Source organism: Streptomyces sp. NPDC048420 (genome assembly GCF_040651535.1).
Taxonomy (GTDB): Bacteria; Actinomycetota; Actinomycetes; order Streptomycetales; family Streptomycetaceae; genus Streptomyces.
In genome coordinates, this window is the sequence record NZ_JBEZKG010000006.1 from 192,397 (window position 1) to 208,043 (window position 15,647).

A 15,647-nucleotide genomic window follows, 5' to 3' on the forward strand; every position below is an offset into this window, starting at 1 on the left:
ACATTGGTCAGTTCTTGGGGCTACTGGTGGCATCCACTTGCTGAAGGAGACGGCCGACGTCGACGCCGTCACGCCTGTCGGCCGCGCGCCGTGTCGTAGCCACGAGGTAGGCGACGGCAACGGCGAAAACCAGCAGCGCGGTCCAGTCGTTCAGGCGCAGGCCGAGGATGTGGTGGGCCTCGTCCACCCGCAGGTACTCGATCCAGAAGCGACCTGCGGCGTACGCGGCGGCGTACAGCGCGAACGCCCGCCCCCGGTCGAGACGGAAACGGCGATCCGCCCACAGGACCAGGGCGACCACACCGAGACACCACAACGACTCGTACAGGAACGCCGGGTGATAAGTGGCCAGGTTCGGGGTGTCCTCAGGCCGGTGCGCGGGGTCGATCTCCAGGGCCCAGGGGAGAGTGGTGGCCCGCCCGTAGAGCTCCTGGTTGAACCAGTTGCCCCAGCGGCCGAGGGCCTGCCCCAGTGCGATGCCGGGAGCGACGGCGTCGGCGAACGCGGACAGGGCAACGCCCTTGCGGCGGCAGCCGATCCAGGCTCCGACGGCCCCACCGGCGATGGCGCCCCAGATACCGATGCCTCCGTCCCAGATGAAAAGGGCCTTGACCGGATCGCCGCCCTTGCCGAAGTACAGCTCGCCGGACGTGATCACGTGGTAGAGGCGGGCACCGACGACACCGAATGGAACCGCCCACAGGGCGATGTCCGCCACGACGGTATTCTCTCCGCCGCGAGCGGCCCAGCGGCGGCCGCCCAGCCACACCGCGGCGGTGATTCCGAGGATCAGCATCAGTGAGTAGCCGCGCAGTGGGAGCGGGCCCAGGTGGACCTCGCCGATGGACGGACTGGGAATGAAGGCCAGGAGCACTGGTGGTTCCTCACAAGGGGCGGTGGGGCAGCAGGCCATCGGCTGCGGGGCCGATCGTCGCCGCCCGCGCCCCTCACGCACATCGACCGATCGACGCGCCCTGCATCCACCGATCGGTGGAGCCGCCCCCACTGGCCGGCTGATTCTCCCGCTACGCGGCTGCGCCTACTCTGAGGGCCATGGCACTGCGACAGGCGTGGGAGTGGGAGCGGTGGAAGGCCATGGGTCAGCACGCCTTCTTCGCCACCGTGCTCGCCTTGTCCATGCCGGGTGCGCTGGCCGGGGCGGGTATGACGACCGGCGCGGCGCTGTCGCGGATCGGCCTGGCGGTGGGGCTCGCCCTTTGGTACGCGTACTGGATCGCGCTGCGCGGTGGCGCCGACCGCCCGCCGCTGCCCTACCTTGTCGGCGCCTTGGCCGGATGGGCGTTCATGGCCGTGGTGGACCCCGCGTTCCTCCCGGTCGCCGTGGCGGTGCTGAGCCCTTACTGGCTGAGGCGGGCCTGGTGGTCGGCCGGCGGGGTGCTGGTGCTGGGCGCCGGCTGGTCATGGCAGAGCCTGACCACGGACGGCTCCGTCGACGTACGGGCGCTCACGGGATGCGTACTCGGTACCGCCGTGGCGGTCACCATCACCTGCTACGTCGCCACCCTCGACCATGAGAGTCACAAGCGGCAGCGACTCCTCGACGAGCTCACCGCCACCCAGGCCGAACGAGCGGCAGCGGAACGCCAGGCGGGCACCCTGGCCGAACGCCAGCGCCTGGCCCGCGAGGTCCACGACACGCTCACCCAGGGGTTCGCCTCCATCGCCATGCTGCTGGACGCCGCACGCGACGACCTGCCACCCGACTCCCCTGCGGCCCGCCGCGTCGAGCAGGCCATGCGCACGGCCCGGGACAACCTCGCCGAGAGCCGCCGCCTCGTGCACGCCCTCCGCCCGGCGCCACTGGACCGCACGCACCTGGCGGACGCTGTCCGCGAACTCACCGCCCGCCTCGCGGAGGAGACCGGCACCGAGGCCTACACGGTCGTGACCGGCCGCCCGGCCGCCCTGCCTCCCAGTACCGAGGGCGAGTTGCTGCGGGTCGTGCAGGAGGCACTGACCAACGCCCGGCGGCACGCCCGCGCGATCAGTGTCTCGGTCACGCTCTCGTACCTCGGCGACGTCCTGGCAATCGACATCCAGGACGACGGCACCGGGTTCGCACCCGCTGCCCGGCATACGGGCGTTGGCCTGACCACCATGCGGGAGCGCATCGCCGCTGTGCACGGCACGTTCACGGTGGAAAGCTCCCCGGGCGAGGGGACGACCGTCACCGTCACGGTGCCCCTCCCAGTCGAGCCTTCCGCCTCCGACCCCTCAGCCGTGCCGGGCACCGAGCGGATGGCCCCGGCGTCATGAAGACTTCGACCGGTCCCACGATCCGAGTCCTCCTCGCCGACGACCACCCCGTGGTCCGCGACGGGCTTGCCGCCATGCTCTCCACCCAGCCCGACCTCACGGTCGTCGGCGAAGCCGCCACCGGCGCCGAGGCACTGCGCCAGACCGCCTCACTCACACCCGACGTCGTGCTGATGGACCTGCAGATGCCCGAAATGGACGGCACGACCGCGACCGCCGCCATCCGTGCCGCCCACCCCGAGGTGCGGGTACTCGTCCTGACCACCTACGACACGGACGCCGACATCACTGCCGCCATCGACGCCGGCGCAGTCGGCTACCTGCTCAAGGACACCGGACGACACGAGCTCTGCGAGGCCGTTCGGACCGCGGCTCGGGGAGGCGCGGCACTGTCGCCCACAGTGGCCGCCAAGGTCCTCGCCCATATGCGCGGCAACCGGGGCACCGGCTTGTCCGGCCGGGAACTCGAAGTCCTGTCCGCCGTGGCCCGGGGGCAGAGCAACAAACAGATCGCCCGCGCCCTGCGCCTGTCCGAGGCCACCGTCAAGACCCATCTGCTGCACATCTACACCAAGCTCGACGTCGGCGACCGGACCGCCGCCGTCACCGCCGCACTTGGCCGAGGAATCATCCGCATGGACTGAAGGCCTTGCTGGAGTGTTGCTCGGCGGTACGGCGAGAGGCCGAGGAGTTCCGTCAGTCGGTCCTCCACCGAGTAGCTAGGCGGTGCCCGGGCCGGTTTGTGAGAGGCGGACCATGGCGCGGTAGAGGGCGGTGGGCCTCGGGGCGTCGGGCAGCGGGGGGATCGGCGCGCCGGGCGCGGCGTAGGAGCGGAGCATGTGGCCGACGAGGCGGCGCCAGGTGTCGGGGGCGGCGTCGCCGGTGGCGGTGACGACTCCGGCGTTGGCGATGAGCAGGATGACGACGTCCTGGTGAGTGAAGTCCTCGCGCAGGTGCCCGGTGTCCTTGGCACGGGTGATGAGCTCGAGCAGCCGCTCGTACGCCTCGGCGCGGCGTGCCTCCAGCGCCTTGGCGGCGGGAAAGGTCATGGTCAGGACGTCGGCGAAGCCGCGGTCGGCGGCCTGCATGGCGCAGACGGCGTGGAGGTAGCTGATGAAACCGTGCCAGGGATCGGGGTCGGCCAGTGCCTCGGCGACGGCGTCGGCGTAGGCATCCATGCGATCGGCGAAGACCGCGTTGACGAGTTCCTCCCGGGTGGCGAAGCGCCGGCCGAGCGTGGCTTTGCCGACGCCTGCCTCGCGGGCGACCGAGGCCATGGAGACGCCGAGTCCTTCGGCGGCGTAGAGGCGGCGGGCGGCGGCCAGGATGCGGCAGCGGTTGCGTTCGGCGTCGGCGCGCAGTCCCGGGCCGGGCTGCTGGCCTGGCGTCTGGTCCGAAGGTGGCGAGGTCATACCCCCACTCTACCCAAGTGGAACGGTCGGCCCGTTTCTGCTGTACGGTGAGCGACAGCGAAAGTGGGACGCCTGGCCCACTTACTTGAAAGGACTTCACCATGCCCAGCATCGCCATCGTCGGAGCCGGCCCCGGCATGGGCCTCGCCATTGCCCGCACCTTCGGCTCGCGCGGCTACGACGTCGCTCTCATCGCCCGCAACCGCGCCAAGCTCGACGACCTCGTCGGCCGGCTCACCGCCGAGGGCATCACCGCCGCCGCGTTCCCGGCGGACGTGCGCGACCACGACGCGCTGACCCAGGCCCTCAAGGACGCCGCCAGCCGGTTCGGCGGCATCGACGTCCTGGAGCACTCCCCCGCTCCGAGCATCGCCTCCGTGAACCTCACCTCCCCGTCCCAGACCAGCCCGTCCGATGTGCAGGGATGGATCGACTTCCTGCTCTACAGCGCCATCACCGCCACCCAGGCCGTCCTGCCCGCGATGCGTGAGGCCGGCGCGGGCACCCTGCTCTTCACCAACGGCGCCGGCTCGGTCGAACCCATCCCGATGCTCGGCAACGTCAACCCCGCCCAGGCGGCGCTGCGCAACTGGGTACTCAACCTGCACAAGGAGCTGGCCGGCACCGGTATCCAGGCCGCGCACGTCGCCATCGGCGTGTGGATCGGCGCGGGCGGCCCTCCCGAAATCCCGACCGCCGAGGCCGAGGACATCGCCCCTCTCTACTGGGACCTGCACACTCAGCGCGAAGAAGCCGAGCGCGTCTTCACCGTCTGACGCCTCCCAGCTCTCCCCCGTTGAATCCTGATCCGCTCAGCCCTGATCCGCCGCGGCGATCCCCGCCGCGGCGGATCCGAAGAAGAAGGTCTCCGCTCCGATGAACGTGTTCCTGTGGATCCTGCAAGGCGTCCTCGCCGCGCTGTTCGTGGCCGCCGGCGTCACCAAGTCCACCCAGCCCCGCGAAAAACTCATATCCCAGCTGCCGTGGGTCAGTGACGTCTCGACACCCGTGGTGCGTCTGATCGGCGTCGCCGAACTCGCCGGCGGCCTCGGGCTCATCCTGCCGGGTGCCTTCGATATCGCCACGGTGCTCACCCCGCTGGCCGCCACCGGCCTGGCTGTAATCATGGTCCTGGCCATGGGCCTCCACGCCCGCCGCAAGGAGCCACAGGCCATCGGGTTCAACGCGATCCTGCTCATCGTCGCCGCGGTCATCATGTGGGGCCGGTTCGGACCCCACTCCTTCTGACCACCCGGTCTCCCGTCCCTTCACAGCGGCCCGGCCCGCGACCACGCCGGCCGGGCCGCAAGGCAAGGTCGTACTCGGCCGCCGGACTGATCAGGAACGGCTGACCTTCGGGCACGCCCAGGTCATCCAGCCGCTGATCCAGACCGTCGAACAGCGCATTGAACTCCCGTATGAATGGGCTCACTTCTCTCGGCCACGCGAGGTCTCGCCGGGTGAAGTGCACCCGCCACCCTGTGATCGACATGACGCTGGCCGATAGCCGTGGACAGCTCAACAGCGCATAACAGAAGCTGGACGGTCACCGGACGGTGATGTGGCGTACGGCGGACGGTGTGCGGCTCCAGGCGCGTTCCGGGCGGGATGTGACCGCGAACTGGATGGACATAGCGCTGCCCGGGATGGAGCTGCCGTCTGGCGTGGTCTTGGACGGTGAGGCCGTGGTCGTCGTGGACGAGCGAATCAGCTTCGAGGCCGCACAGTCCCGAGCCGCGTCGGCACCCGCGCGGGCCCGCCAGCTGGCCGAGGAGCGCCCGGCCCTGTACGTCGTGTGGGACGTCTTGGCCCTGCCGTCAGGAGATGTTCGCGGGCGGCCGTATGTCGAACGGCGAGCGATGATGCTCGACGTGCTCGCCGGACTGCCGTCGCCATCGCGGATACAGGCGGTGTCGGCAACGGACGACCTGTCAGTGGCACAGGCCTGGTACGACTCTCTCCAGGACACGGGCGTTGAGGGCGTAGTGGCGAAGCTCGGGACATCGCCGTACCGACGCGGGCGCTCCTCGTCGTGGAAAAAGGTCCGGCACGCGGAAACGGTCGACTCCGTCCTGGTCGGCTACACCGGGCCAGCCAAGCGTCCAAGGGCGCTCGTCGTACGGCTGCCGGATGGGCGGCTGCGGATGACCCGGGCCATCGGCGCGCGGTTGGGCTCCCAAATCGGGGTGCAGTTGGCCGTGTCCGGTCCAGGGCGCGCGGCGCGTCTGGGAACCGGTCAGTCGTACACGGCCGTGGCCGTCGACCTAGTGGTGGAGGTGCTGGCCGGTACGACCCGGCACGCCGTTGTGGTGGCGACACGCTTGCGGTGAGCTGCCCTGCGGTGCTGCCCCGAGGGGGTCCCGACGGTGTTCGCTGCCGGATCCCCTTGGTTTCTGCGACGATCTGCCAATGGTCGACAGCAGGGATCGTTCGGTGCTGCGCGCACTGGTCGGCGAGGTCGTCGCGCGTCTTGGCAACCTGACGCACAAGGAGTTGACCCCGGCCTTCGAACAGTTGGGCATGCCATCGGTCCCTCCTGATGCCGGGAGCAAGCGTGAGCGGATTGAGCTGAGCCTCCGACAGGTACCTGACGCTGAACTGCCGCAGGTCACGCGGAGTGCCTTGGAACAGACCCTCGTCCCTGTAAGCCCGTCAATCCGCTACAGGCTCGAAGACCTGCTGTGGGCAGAGGACGCGCCGCCCGAGATCTCCAAGAAGGCTCGCCGTGAGCTGGCGCGCGCCCTCATCCTGTCGGAGCTGACTCAGCACCACGACCGCTTCCTGCGCCTGCTTGAACGATTCTGGATAGCCGAAGACTCGGGTCTCTCCTTCGACGACCTTGAGGGCCTGCTGCTGAACGGGACGAGGCCAGTGACGCTGAGGGGCCTCATCGAGCAGCACGTCTTCCGTAACTGGGATTGGTCAACAGAAGATCTCTTCGAGAAGCTCGGCGTATTCGAGGCCGGAGATGCCAGGTTCGCCCGCTTCTTGGAGGGCCTGGTATCAGCGGACGTCCTCCTCGACGAGGGCCTCCAGGAGGCGACCGTCAGCACGATCAACGTTCATCTCCGTGCTGATGGGGTCGAGTTGCGACGGACCGGCAATGATGGCGGCTATCCCCTGTTCACAGTGGTATCGACGCGACTACATGGCAACCGGCGGCCGAAGAACATCATCTTCGCTTCGCTCAGCAAACCAGATATCCGCTTCCGGTCCTCGGTGGACAACGACATCGAGATCGTAGGAGGGCGCCCGGACAACACCCTCGTCTATGACCGGGAGATCCCCACCGAGGGCCTGCGCTGGCGTGATCTCCACGTCTGGTGGCAGGACGCCCGCAACTTCAGCAGTGCGATCGACGCCAGGAAGGACCTCTACCAGCGACTCCTCAAGAGCCTGCCAAAAAACTCGGACGGCCAGAACAATCTCTTCATTGCCTATCACGAGGTACTGGCACCCTCCGTCGAAGTTCCGGCGCTCCTGCCCGAAGTGTGGCTGCACTGGGACCACAAGACCGTTGAAGAGCGCGGCCCTGAGGCGTTGCTGCGCTCCCGTATGGATTTCCTCTTGCTTCTGCCCCATGGTCTGCGCATCGTTCTAGAGGTCGACGGAATGCAGCACTACACCCGCGATCATGGCCGTACTCCGGACACTGCCAAGTACGCGGAGATGGTCGCAGCAGACCGGGACCTCAAACTCCGGGGGTACGAGGTGTTCCGGTTCGGCCACGACGAGCTAAGGCAACTTGATAGCGCCCGCGCGCTTCTGAGGGAGTTCCTCCCGGACATGTTCCGTCGCTTCAAGGTGAGCATCTGACGCCACTGTGGCGCCGGCGCGGCTGTGGTTATCCACAGGCCGTCACACGATTCGCCGTCGCGCCGTACGTTGCTGGCCCGGGTTGATCACGAGCACGGGGGTGTACATGACGTACGAGGTGGACTTGGCGGTCCGGGCCGAGGACGCACTGAACGAGTTGCCCGAACACGGCCATCAAGAGGTCATGGAGGTGATCGCCGCGGTTCTGGTCCGGCCCGGGTCATGGCCTCCGCTCGGTGGCTGGGACGGGACCGTGGTGTTCGGGTCTCGGTCGTGGGTGGTGTTCAGCGCCTTCGTCGGCGGGATCGTTGTCTACGACGTGGGCTGGGCAGGTTGAAGCCCCGCCACGGCACGCACGATGCTCGTCTTGCGCTCGCCGACGCGCAGATGGAGGCATGCGCGTTCTGTCGCCCCGACACAGAGTTGGGATCCTCGGCTGAGGGCGGCGCAAGAAGGGCTGACCTGCCGCGGACCCTCGCGCGGTGAGGGGCCCATCCGGGGCCGGAGGCCCTGGGCCGTGCGCTATCGCCCGCGCCTTGGGTGGGGGGACCCTTGTCGGGGTTGTTGCCTTTGCTGCTCTTGCGCACGCCTGCCCCGATCAGCAGCGCGCTGCCCGCGCTGCTGGGGAGCGCGACGTGCTGGCTGGACCGAGCGCTCGCTGGCAACCTCCGGTCGAGCGAGCCGGGAGACTGCCCGCTCGTACGCTTCGGCCTGGTAGCGCGGGCCGACCGCCAGGACCTGGAGGCGTGGCCGCCGATCGCGATCGGCGGGGTCTGGCACGGGATCGAGGAATCGATAAACGATGCGATAGCGCGGGGCCTGACGGTTGAGCCGCTGCCCTTCGTCGTACTCCTGCTCGTCGAAGTAGAGCTTCCAGCAGTCTCTAAGCTCCGCCGGCCAGGAGTCGGACATCCGTTCCAGGCGGATGCCTTCGGCTTCCCCGCTGGCCAGTTGTGCGATGCGGATGATGGCCAGTTTCTGCAGCTGAGGGTTCAGCTTCAGGATGTCAGCGCCGACCTGCGGCAGGTGGTCCCCGCGGAAGGGGTCGGACGCCGCCACGAGTTCTCCGTCCTGCTGTCGTTAGTCCTCTTGCGCCGACGCACCGCCGGCCCGGAGGATCTCGTCGGCCTGCCCGGGGTTCGCGTCGGCGACCAGGCGGGCCAGAGCCGCTGTGTCCAGCCCCTGCCCAGGAGCGGGCGCCTCGGCGATCCGCTGCCCTGCGAGATCGCCGATGGCGACGTCGTCAGCACGTTCCACGGCCTGGAGAAGGAGCACGAAGAGGTCGTACGGCAGGATGGCGGCCTCAGGCTCGCCTCCCTCCTGCTCGCCGACCAGCAGCGGGAGGGCTCGTGCCCCGCCCTCACGGAAGCCGGCCAGCACCGTGCGGAGGGTGGCTGCCACTCGGGCGACGGAGTGAACTGCCTGATGTTCGCTCATGTGATTCACCCTAGACACCAAACCCGTCGGCTGGCGCTGCGATTTCTGCCGTCAGCCCGCCCGGCGTTCGCCCGCGTTTCTCCCTAGTTCTGTCCTGGGTGTCGGTTACGAGCCGAGCATCATGGCCATGGGTTCCGACAGGTGGCTCAGCTTGGCGCTGAGCTTGGAAGCGGCTGCTGTGGTGGCCTCGATCACCGACTCCGGCGCCTCGGGCATGATAGTGGCGGGCTTGAGCAGGAGGACAGCGCCCATGATCGCCTCGCCCCACACGATGGGTGCCGCGCAGGAATTCCACAGGGGCATGCACTCTTCGTAGCCGAGGGCGTATCCGCGGTCGCGGACCTCTTCGAGTGAGGTGAGGAGTTCCTTGTCGTCGCGGTAGACGCCCGGGCCCGCTTCGGCCGGAATGGGTTCGTCCAGGACGAGCTCCTGGAGGGTGTCGGGGAGGTAGGCCAGGATGGTCCGGCCGCTGGCTCCGGTGCGGAGCGAGCGCGTGATGGACAGGATGTCGAGGGCGGTCATGCCGAGTTCCACCAGGTCAGAGTCGCCCACGGCCATGTCGATGCACTGACGCTGGGCGCCGCCGAACGGTGCCATCATGTACTGGAAGACCAGGCCTCCGTTGGTCGCTTCGCGCAGCTCCTCCAGGATCGCGTGTGTGCTGTCGTCCTTCGCGGGCGCGTGGGCGAGTGCGTGCATGCCGAGGTGCACCGCGCCGACACCGAGTCGGTACTTGCCGTGGCTGATGCGCTCGAAGAAGCCGCCGTAGACGCCGGATTGCAGAATCCGGGAGACAGTCGAGTCGTCCAATTTAGCTGCCCTGGCTATCTCACCCGTGCCGTGCACTTCGCCTCCAAGTTGACCGAAGGCCTTCTGAACGCGGATGAATCGGTCGACGAGGCGCGAACCCGCCTCTGATGTGTTCGAGATTTCGTTGCCGGTCATGCAACCGCTACCTCCCGTCGGGTGGGCCGCGCTCCCGGCACGGAAGGCGGCCCACCAAATCCCCCACATTGACGACTAGTTGAACGACGTCCTGCGTCTCACCCTTGTTCCGGGGGAGGGATAATCTAAGGGAAATTTTAAGGTTTCTACTACCTGGCGGTATCCAGGCAGAGCTTCCCGGTGTGGGCGCGGGCGGCCAGCGCGGCGTGGGCGGCGGACGCCTCGCTCAGCGGATAGACCTGCCCGAGGACAGGCCGCAGCGAGCCGGCGCGCACGGCCTCGAACAGTGCGTTCATGCTGGTGGGCAGGGCGTTTCGGTCGCTGTAGAGCGACGGCAGCCAGAACCCGGACACGGTGATCGACCGCTCCATCAGCACCTTGGTCGACACTTCGGTCAGCTCACCTGATGCGTATCCGTACACGGCAAGTCGGCCGCGGTCGGCGAGAGCGGCGACGGTGGAGTGGAAGGTGGACCCCCCGGTCATCTCCAGGGCCACCTGGACCGGGCCGCCCGCCGCTTCCTTGATCTCCTCGGCGAGGTTCTCGCTCGTGGAGTCGACAACGGCGAACGCACCGAGGTCTTCCGCGAGTTGGCGCTTGTCCTTCGTGCTCGCCAGGGCGATCACCTTCGCGCCGAGGGTCGTGGCCAGCTGGACGGCTATGGAGCCCAAGCCGCCGGCGGCAGCCGGAATCACCACGCTCTGGCCTTCCTGGACACCGGCGACGGTGTGCAGCAGGTGGTAGGCCGAGTTGCCCTGGAGGCACAGCGCCACGGCCTGTTCATCGCTCACCCCCTCGGGCACCTCCCACGAAGTGCGGCGGTGGACGTGGGCCTGCTCGGCGTATCCGCCGCCCCGGGTGAGCCCGACAAAGCGCTTGCCCTCCGCGGTGCGGCCGACGACCTCGTTGCCGGGGATGTAGGGCAGCGTTACCGGGGCGAGGTAGTCGTCGCCCCGCACGTGCATGTCCGCGAAGTTCACCCCGGAGCGATTCACCTGCAAGAGATGATGAGCACCTCGCGGCTCAAGGTCGGGGACCTCGACCAGCTGCAGTACCTCCGGGCCGCCGAACTGCTCCATCCTGATGGCGCGCACACTTCTCCCTGTGTTTGTGGATCTGCGTAAGTCCTTGCCGCCAGGTTATGGCACGAAGGTGACGCTTTCGCGGAGTGCCTGCAAACACCTTCCGTTTCTCATGTGGTGAGAAATGAAACCGCATTCTCACCGCATGAGATGTGTTCAGCGGGTCAGTTTCTCATCACGTGAGAAACGCAATCGCGTATACGACTCTCTGTGTTTCCTCGTTGACGTAGGCATATTTCCGAGGGTAGGAATCAGGACGCAGGGAGGGCGATCGTCCGCATCGACCAGGACGTCGCGCGCCGGGCGGCTGGACGCTGCCGTGCCTGGGGTCATGCGCCAAGACGGGCAGTTGGGCCTCGGGGCCTAGCGCGTACCGCCCTCGTTGGCAGGGAGAAGAGACGCGTGTACTTATCGGGGAACGAGCCGCAGTCACGCAATGCACGGAAAGCGAAGGACGGACCGCGGGGGCGATAGCGATGACAGTGCCGGGCGGGAGCCGGCGGGAAAACTGGAACGGAGTCCTGGACGAGGATCCGCAAAGCATGGAACCCTCGGACTCCCACGAATTCGCGGACCCATCCGTAATCGGTGAGGTCAGTCGCGAGGGGCGCAAAGGAGACGGCCTCGTTCACCGCGGCGAGGAGAGCGAACCCGATGCTCCTAGCGGGGTGTGGCTCTTTGCCGGGGACGGAACCATGCTCTTCCATCCCGTCTCCACGGGTACGGAGGGTGCAGGCCGATGGCGGGCACCGGAGGCCGCCTCCATGGAAGAAGCAGACGAGATGACGCTCGATGCGGCCAGCCGGCTGATGCCCCTCCTTCCGCGTGAACTGATCGCGGAATACCTTCAGTTGGGCCCGTACCGCGGTGGCGGCGACGCCGCCTAGTTCGGCGAGGGAGTACAGGGCCGTCCGCTTCAGTGGACGGCCCGACTCCTACGCCTTGCCGCTTTCCAGGCGTTCGAGCTGTCCGATCATCGACAGGACTGCCTGCCTGCTGGAGGGCAGCAATTGACTGCACTGGCGGGCGACCTCGACGGCCCCCTCGTCCTGGAGCAACTGGAGGATGCAGACCTGGCCGAGGGCGCGGGTGGCTGAAGCGATCTGCTCGTCCGTGACCCTGGCTGCGGCTTCAAGGAGGCCCATCGCACGCGGGAGGACGTCGAGCAGTGACGGCTCGCCGGCCAGGCTGCTGAGCGCTTCCCGCTGGTCGGGCGTCAGGCTGGTGATCCGCAGGGCGATGGCGCGGACATCTGGGTCGCGCAGAATGTCGATCGTCTGCAGCCGCCCGAGGAGGTCGGTGACCGTGTCGGGGCCGACGTCCCCTTCCATGTTCTGGAGCCTGATTTGGCGAACGTCTAGACGGCGCAGCTGCTCCAGGAGTGCCATCTGCGCTTGTGCGTCGTCCTCGAACGCCGCTTCGTCCTCGGCGAAATAGGAGACGCGTCGTTTGAAGAACGCGGCGAGGGCCTTGAGGTGACGCCGGGTCACGGTGTCGTCTCGCCTGCCGGTTCCCAGCTCCCAGAGGTATGCCCCTGAGATCGGGGTACCGGTCGTGTCGCTGATCTCCCTCGCCAGCGCCTCCCAGGACGGCGGCTTCCCGCCTTCAGGCGCACGTGCTTCGCGGAGCATCGACAGTTTCTGCGCGAGCGTGCGCGGCGGGTCAATGGCGCCGTCACCGCCGGTTCCCGGCATCGTCGGCCCTTCCCCCTCTCCTGTGTGGCTTGATCATTCTGCGGAGATGTGCGACCCCTGTCGCCATCTACGCACGTGAATATCACTTCGCGGCCAGGTCGCGTCAAGTGGTCTCACCATGCAGCTCCGATGCTGCATACAGGCCTAGTCCACTGGAGTCGATCCGCTTCCTGTGAGCCTCCCACACGGTGAGAAGTCGCAGGCGAACCTTGGCGTTATCTCTACAGGCGTTTAGGTGAATCTAGCACATACCGGGCTAATGGACGGGCCACCACCCACTCAGGGTCGGGTGCCGTGCAGGCCTGGCGCTGCGGCGCCTCGGCTCCGGATTCGCGATGGGCAAGACTTCGCCATCCCCAAGGTCATCTACGTGTGTTTACAAAAAGGGCTCGACCTGTCGTCGTTCGAGGGTTATGGTCAACGCCTGTCATCTACAGGTGTTTATGAATGTGGGTGCTGGGGCGCGCCCTCGTGTCCGCTGAGCAGTGCCAGTGGGGCGGGGCGTGCACCGGGGGTTCCGCATTCACGGATGCCGTCCGAGAAGCAGTGAGGGGTCCGCCATGATCGTCCTGAAGCGCCGCAGGATCGCGGCAGGAGCACTCGGCCTCATGTTGGCCGGCGGGGCGCTGGCCGCCGCTCCGGCAGCTCAGGCCTATGACACCGCGACCATGAAGGTGTCGTGCAGCGCCGTGAAGTTCCACAAGAGCCCGAGCCAGAGCAGCAAGGTCGTCGGCATCGGCTACAAGGGCGACAAGGTCCGGGTCAACCAGTTCGCCTACAAGGTCAAGGAGAAGCGCTGGTATTCGCGCGGAACCGTGACGCGCCGATCGGACGGCAAGCGCGTGACCGGTTACGCGATCTACTACTGCGTCAACCCGTACGAGGTGTCTCCGCCGCCTGCCTACCCCAAGCGCCCGTAGACGCACCCGCGGCGCCCGAGTAGTGCCGAGCCGCCGGCCCGCACAGACCAGCCGAGGACCTACCCCCCGTCCGGTCCTCGGCTCCCCGAGGGGCGCCACCGCAGGCTGCGGTGGCGCCCCTCCGTCGTCTGGTCCGAACCGGTAGGCCTCGGCCCCGCGATGCACGGCGCCCGCCGTCGGCCCCTCACCGCTGCCCGGCACTCCACACCGGTGACCTGCTGCCTAGACGCTTCGCTTCCTCTTCGTACGGAGACCTTCGTGGACATCCTTCGACACCGGCGCACCGCTCGCTTGAAGGCCATCGCGCGGCTTCGGCGGCGGCAGCCCCAGCTCTTCCGTGCATCCCTGGGTGCCTGCCTGCAGAGACCCGTCGACCGAGAACAAGGGGGGACGGCGGGATATGCGGCGCTCGGCTCTGCGGCGTCCGACTTCTGCGCTCGCCCGGGGACGGTTGGCGGGACGCGTGCCCGTCAGAGGCCCGCGCGCGACAAGGCCGAAGCCGAGCACCGCGTTGAGCCATTGCTCATCAGCTCAACCCCAACAGCCGTCGCAGGGCGAGGAGTTCAGCCAGGCGCGAGCTCCGCTCGTGACCGCGAGCGATGACTGCCCCGGTGCCGAGCAGCGCCCCAGCCTTCCGGTCACCTGGAGTTCCTGTGCCCGCAACAGCCTCACCCTCTGAGACACAGACCGCATCACCCCCGTCTGTGCCCTCGGTGTCGAAGCGGTGGCCGCCGCTCATCTGGGCCCTGCTCATCGGGACCTTCGCCGTGCGCGCAGCAGGTTTTGTCTACCCGTACCTGCCCTACCGCCTGGACGAGCTCCACCTCGACACCTCAACGTCCAGTGGCGTCCTGGCGCTGTGGGGTGCCGGATGGTTCACAGGCCAGTTGCTGTGCGGCTGGCTGGCCGACCGGATCGGCCGCAGGGCCACCCTGGTGGGCGCGATGGTGGTGGCAGCAGCCAGCTTCCCGCTCCTCGCTGCGGCGCGCACCCCGATCACACTTGGCGTCGCTGCTGCGGTCGCCGGTCTTGTCTACGACGCCCCACGGCCGATCGTGACCGCCGCTGTCGCCGACACGATCCCGGACGAACCAGGGCGTGCCCGCGTCACCGGCTGGCGGCACTTCGCCGTCAATCTCGGCGCGGCCACCACCGGACTCGTCGGCGGAGCCCTCGCCGGGCCGATCGGCATCCCCGTGCTGTTCTGGTGCAATGCGCTGGTGTGCGCTGGGTTCGCCGTCGTCGCACTGCGGGTTGTCCCGCCCTCCGCCCCAGCACAGACGCCCGAGCACAGCGGAAGCCGGGAGGCCTTCACCGACCCCCTGCTGTGGCTTCTGTGGCTGGCGAGCCTGCTGACCCTGATCCCGGTAGCCGCTCTGTTCTCTGTGCTCCCGATGATGATGGCCCAGGACGGTCTGCCGCCCGCGGCCTACGGGTGGACACAGGTCGCCAGCGCCGCCGCCGTGATCGGGCTGTCGCCCCTACTCAACCCCTGGCTCGCACGCCGAGCACAGCGTCCCACCCCGATGGTGGGACTGCTCGGCCTGAGCGGAATCATCCTCGGCGCCGGGATGGGCTCAGCAGGCCTCGCGTCCTCGACGGTCGGCTACAGCGCCGCCGCAGCCCTCGCCGTACCGGGCGAGATCGTTGCGTTCGTCGCTGCCACGAACATCCTCAACCGGATCGCCCCGGCATCGAGCCGCGGCATCTACGCGGGCATCTGGGGCACGACCCTCGCGGCCGCGGTTCTGTGCGCCCCTGCCCTGGGCGGATGGGCGCTCGCGCATGGCGGCCACCACGTCGTCGCCCTGGCGACCCTCCTGTCCGGACTCCTCGGCGCTTCGCTCTGCCTGCCTTTGGCCGCGCTCCTGCACCGCCCCTCACGCACACCCGGGATGTCCGCATGACGAGCCCCGCCGCAGCAAGCCGCAGCGCCCGTGGACCGAATCTCGTCAACTCCCGAGGTCCTCCCGTGGATTCGCCGGCCGCTCATCAGGCGGCCGGGAGGCCGGGCCAGACCCGCGGACCGTCACATTCCACCACTGGAGAAGGAGTACACGGCAC

General features: G+C 68.2%; 18 protein-coding genes. 11 read left to right on the top strand and 7 right to left on the bottom strand.

Annotated elements, in window-relative coordinates; all coding sequences use genetic code 11:
- Positions 1-7 precede the first annotated feature (7 nt).
- The gene (gene lgt, locus AB0D34_RS12535) at positions 8-874 is read right to left on the bottom strand and encodes a prolipoprotein diacylglyceryl transferase (RefSeq protein ID WP_362660558.1); all 867 of its coding nucleotides are present in this window, start codon (positions 872-874) and stop codon (positions 8-10) included.
- A 179-nt stretch (positions 875-1,053) separates the two neighbouring features.
- Between lgt and AB0D34_RS12540 the strand changes: the two genes are divergently transcribed.
- The gene (locus tag AB0D34_RS12540; RefSeq protein ID WP_362660561.1) at positions 1,054-2,277 is read left to right on the top strand and encodes a sensor histidine kinase; all 1,224 of its coding nucleotides are present in this window, start codon (positions 1,054-1,056) and stop codon (positions 2,275-2,277) included.
- Positions 2,274-2,921, top strand: coding sequence for a response regulator transcription factor (locus tag AB0D34_RS12545; RefSeq protein WP_362660564.1), 648 nt, complete (start codon positions 2,274-2,276; stop codon positions 2,919-2,921). The genes AB0D34_RS12540 and AB0D34_RS12545 overlap by 4 nt, the downstream gene beginning before the upstream one ends.
- Positions 2,922-2,996: 75 nt before the next feature.
- On the opposite strand, the gene AB0D34_RS12550 is transcribed toward AB0D34_RS12545, so the two are convergent.
- Positions 2,997-3,689 carry a TetR/AcrR family transcriptional regulator gene (locus AB0D34_RS12550; protein WP_362660567.1) on the bottom strand — a complete coding sequence of 231 codons (693 nt, stop codon included), beginning with the start codon at positions 3,687-3,689 and terminating at the stop codon, positions 2,997-2,999.
- Positions 3,690-3,790: 101 nt separating this feature from the next.
- On the opposite strand from AB0D34_RS12550, the gene AB0D34_RS12555 reads away from it, so the two are divergent.
- The 6 genes from AB0D34_RS12555 (at position 3,791) to AB0D34_RS12580 (ending at position 7,991) form a co-directional block, all read left to right on the top strand.
- Positions 3,791-4,465 (top strand): SDR family oxidoreductase, encoded by a 675-nt coding sequence (locus AB0D34_RS12555; protein WP_362660570.1) that lies wholly within the window; start codon positions 3,791-3,793, stop codon positions 4,463-4,465.
- Between the two features lie 100 nt (positions 4,466-4,565).
- The gene (locus AB0D34_RS12560) at positions 4,566-4,937 is read left to right on the top strand and encodes a DoxX family protein (protein ID WP_133933615.1); all 372 of its coding nucleotides are present in this window, start codon (positions 4,566-4,568) and stop codon (positions 4,935-4,937) included.
- A gap of 290 nt (positions 4,938-5,227) precedes the next feature.
- Positions 5,228-6,019 (top strand): DNA ligase, encoded by a 792-nt coding sequence (locus AB0D34_RS12565; protein ID WP_362661011.1) that lies wholly within the window; start codon positions 5,228-5,230, stop codon positions 6,017-6,019.
- Positions 6,020-6,098: 79 nt separating this feature from the next.
- Positions 6,099-7,505 (top strand): hypothetical protein, encoded by a 1,407-nt coding sequence (locus AB0D34_RS12570; protein WP_362660573.1) that lies wholly within the window; start codon positions 6,099-6,101, stop codon positions 7,503-7,505.
- Positions 7,506-7,611: 106 nt separating this feature from the next.
- Complete coding sequence (locus tag AB0D34_RS12575) at positions 7,612-7,842, top strand: hypothetical protein (protein ID WP_362660576.1); 231 nt, start codon at positions 7,612-7,614, stop codon at positions 7,840-7,842.
- A complete protein-coding gene (locus AB0D34_RS12580) occupies positions 7,779-7,991 on the top strand; it encodes a DUF6233 domain-containing protein (protein ID WP_362660578.1) in 213 nt (70 codons plus the stop codon). Before AB0D34_RS12575 ends, AB0D34_RS12580 begins: the two co-directional genes overlap by 64 nt.
- 36 nt (positions 7,992-8,027) lie before the next feature.
- Here AB0D34_RS12580 and AB0D34_RS12585 read toward each other — a convergent pair whose 3' ends face one another.
- From AB0D34_RS12585 to AB0D34_RS12600, 4 genes are all read right to left on the bottom strand, one after another.
- Complete coding sequence (locus tag AB0D34_RS12585) at positions 8,028-8,564, bottom strand: hypothetical protein (RefSeq protein ID WP_362660581.1); 537 nt, start codon at positions 8,562-8,564, stop codon at positions 8,028-8,030.
- A 21-nt stretch (positions 8,565-8,585) separates the two neighbouring features.
- Positions 8,586-8,942 carry a hypothetical protein gene (locus AB0D34_RS12590; protein ID WP_362660583.1) on the bottom strand — a complete coding sequence of 119 codons (357 nt, stop codon included), beginning with the start codon at positions 8,940-8,942 and terminating at the stop codon, positions 8,586-8,588.
- A 105-nt stretch (positions 8,943-9,047) separates the two neighbouring features.
- Positions 9,048-9,752, bottom strand: coding sequence for an IclR family transcriptional regulator C-terminal domain-containing protein (locus AB0D34_RS12595; protein ID WP_362660586.1), 705 nt, complete (start codon positions 9,750-9,752; stop codon positions 9,048-9,050).
- Between the two features lie 284 nt (positions 9,753-10,036).
- Positions 10,037-10,981, bottom strand: coding sequence for a zinc-binding dehydrogenase (locus tag AB0D34_RS12600; RefSeq protein ID WP_362660589.1), 945 nt, complete (start codon positions 10,979-10,981; stop codon positions 10,037-10,039).
- A gap of 752 nt (positions 10,982-11,733) precedes the next feature.
- On the opposite strand from AB0D34_RS12600, the gene AB0D34_RS12605 reads away from it, so the two are divergent.
- The gene (locus tag AB0D34_RS12605; RefSeq protein ID WP_362660591.1) at positions 11,734-11,856 is read left to right on the top strand and encodes a hypothetical protein; all 123 of its coding nucleotides are present in this window, start codon (positions 11,734-11,736) and stop codon (positions 11,854-11,856) included.
- A 48-nt stretch (positions 11,857-11,904) separates the two neighbouring features.
- On the opposite strand, the gene AB0D34_RS12610 is transcribed toward AB0D34_RS12605, so the two are convergent.
- Complete coding sequence (locus tag AB0D34_RS12610) at positions 11,905-12,663, bottom strand: hypothetical protein (protein ID WP_362660594.1); 759 nt, start codon at positions 12,661-12,663, stop codon at positions 11,905-11,907.
- A gap of 560 nt (positions 12,664-13,223) precedes the next feature.
- Here AB0D34_RS12610 and AB0D34_RS12615 point away from each other — a divergent pair.
- Together AB0D34_RS12615 and AB0D34_RS12620 are read left to right on the top strand one after the other, a co-directional pair.
- On the top strand, positions 13,224-13,583 hold the full coding sequence (locus AB0D34_RS12615) for a hypothetical protein (protein ID WP_037620213.1): 360 nt from the start codon (positions 13,224-13,226) through the stop codon (positions 13,581-13,583).
- Positions 13,584-14,296: 713 nt separating this feature from the next.
- A complete protein-coding gene (locus tag AB0D34_RS12620) occupies positions 14,297-15,490 on the top strand; it encodes an MFS transporter (RefSeq protein WP_362660597.1) in 1,194 nt (397 codons plus the stop codon).
- Positions 15,491-15,647 lie beyond the last annotated feature (157 nt).

Coding starts and splice junctions, on each gene's coding strand:
- AB0D34_RS12540 (WP_362660561.1), top strand. CDS start 1,054: ATGGCACTGCGACAGGCGTGGGAGTGGGAGCGGTGGAAGGCCATGGGT.
- AB0D34_RS12545 (WP_362660564.1), top strand. CDS start 2,274: ATGAAGACTTCGACCGGTCCCACGATCCGAGTCCTCCTCGCCGACGAC.
- AB0D34_RS12550 (WP_362660567.1), bottom strand. CDS start 3,689: ATGACCTCGCCACCTTCGGACCAGACGCCAGGCCAGCAGCCCGGCCCG.
- AB0D34_RS12555 (WP_362660570.1), top strand. CDS start 3,791: ATGCCCAGCATCGCCATCGTCGGAGCCGGCCCCGGCATGGGCCTCGCC.
- AB0D34_RS12560 (WP_133933615.1), top strand. CDS start 4,566: ATGAACGTGTTCCTGTGGATCCTGCAAGGCGTCCTCGCCGCGCTGTTC.
- AB0D34_RS12570 (WP_362660573.1), top strand. CDS start 6,099: ATGGTCGACAGCAGGGATCGTTCGGTGCTGCGCGCACTGGTCGGCGAG.
- AB0D34_RS12575 (WP_362660576.1), top strand. CDS start 7,612: ATGACGTACGAGGTGGACTTGGCGGTCCGGGCCGAGGACGCACTGAAC.
- AB0D34_RS12590 (WP_362660583.1), bottom strand. CDS start 8,942: ATGAGCGAACATCAGGCAGTTCACTCCGTCGCCCGAGTGGCAGCCACC.
- AB0D34_RS12605 (WP_362660591.1), top strand. CDS start 11,734: ATGGAAGAAGCAGACGAGATGACGCTCGATGCGGCCAGCCGGCTGATG.
- AB0D34_RS12610 (WP_362660594.1), bottom strand. CDS start 12,663: ATGCCGGGAACCGGCGGTGACGGCGCCATTGACCCGCCGCGCACGCTC.
- AB0D34_RS12615 (WP_037620213.1), top strand. CDS start 13,224: ATGATCGTCCTGAAGCGCCGCAGGATCGCGGCAGGAGCACTCGGCCTC.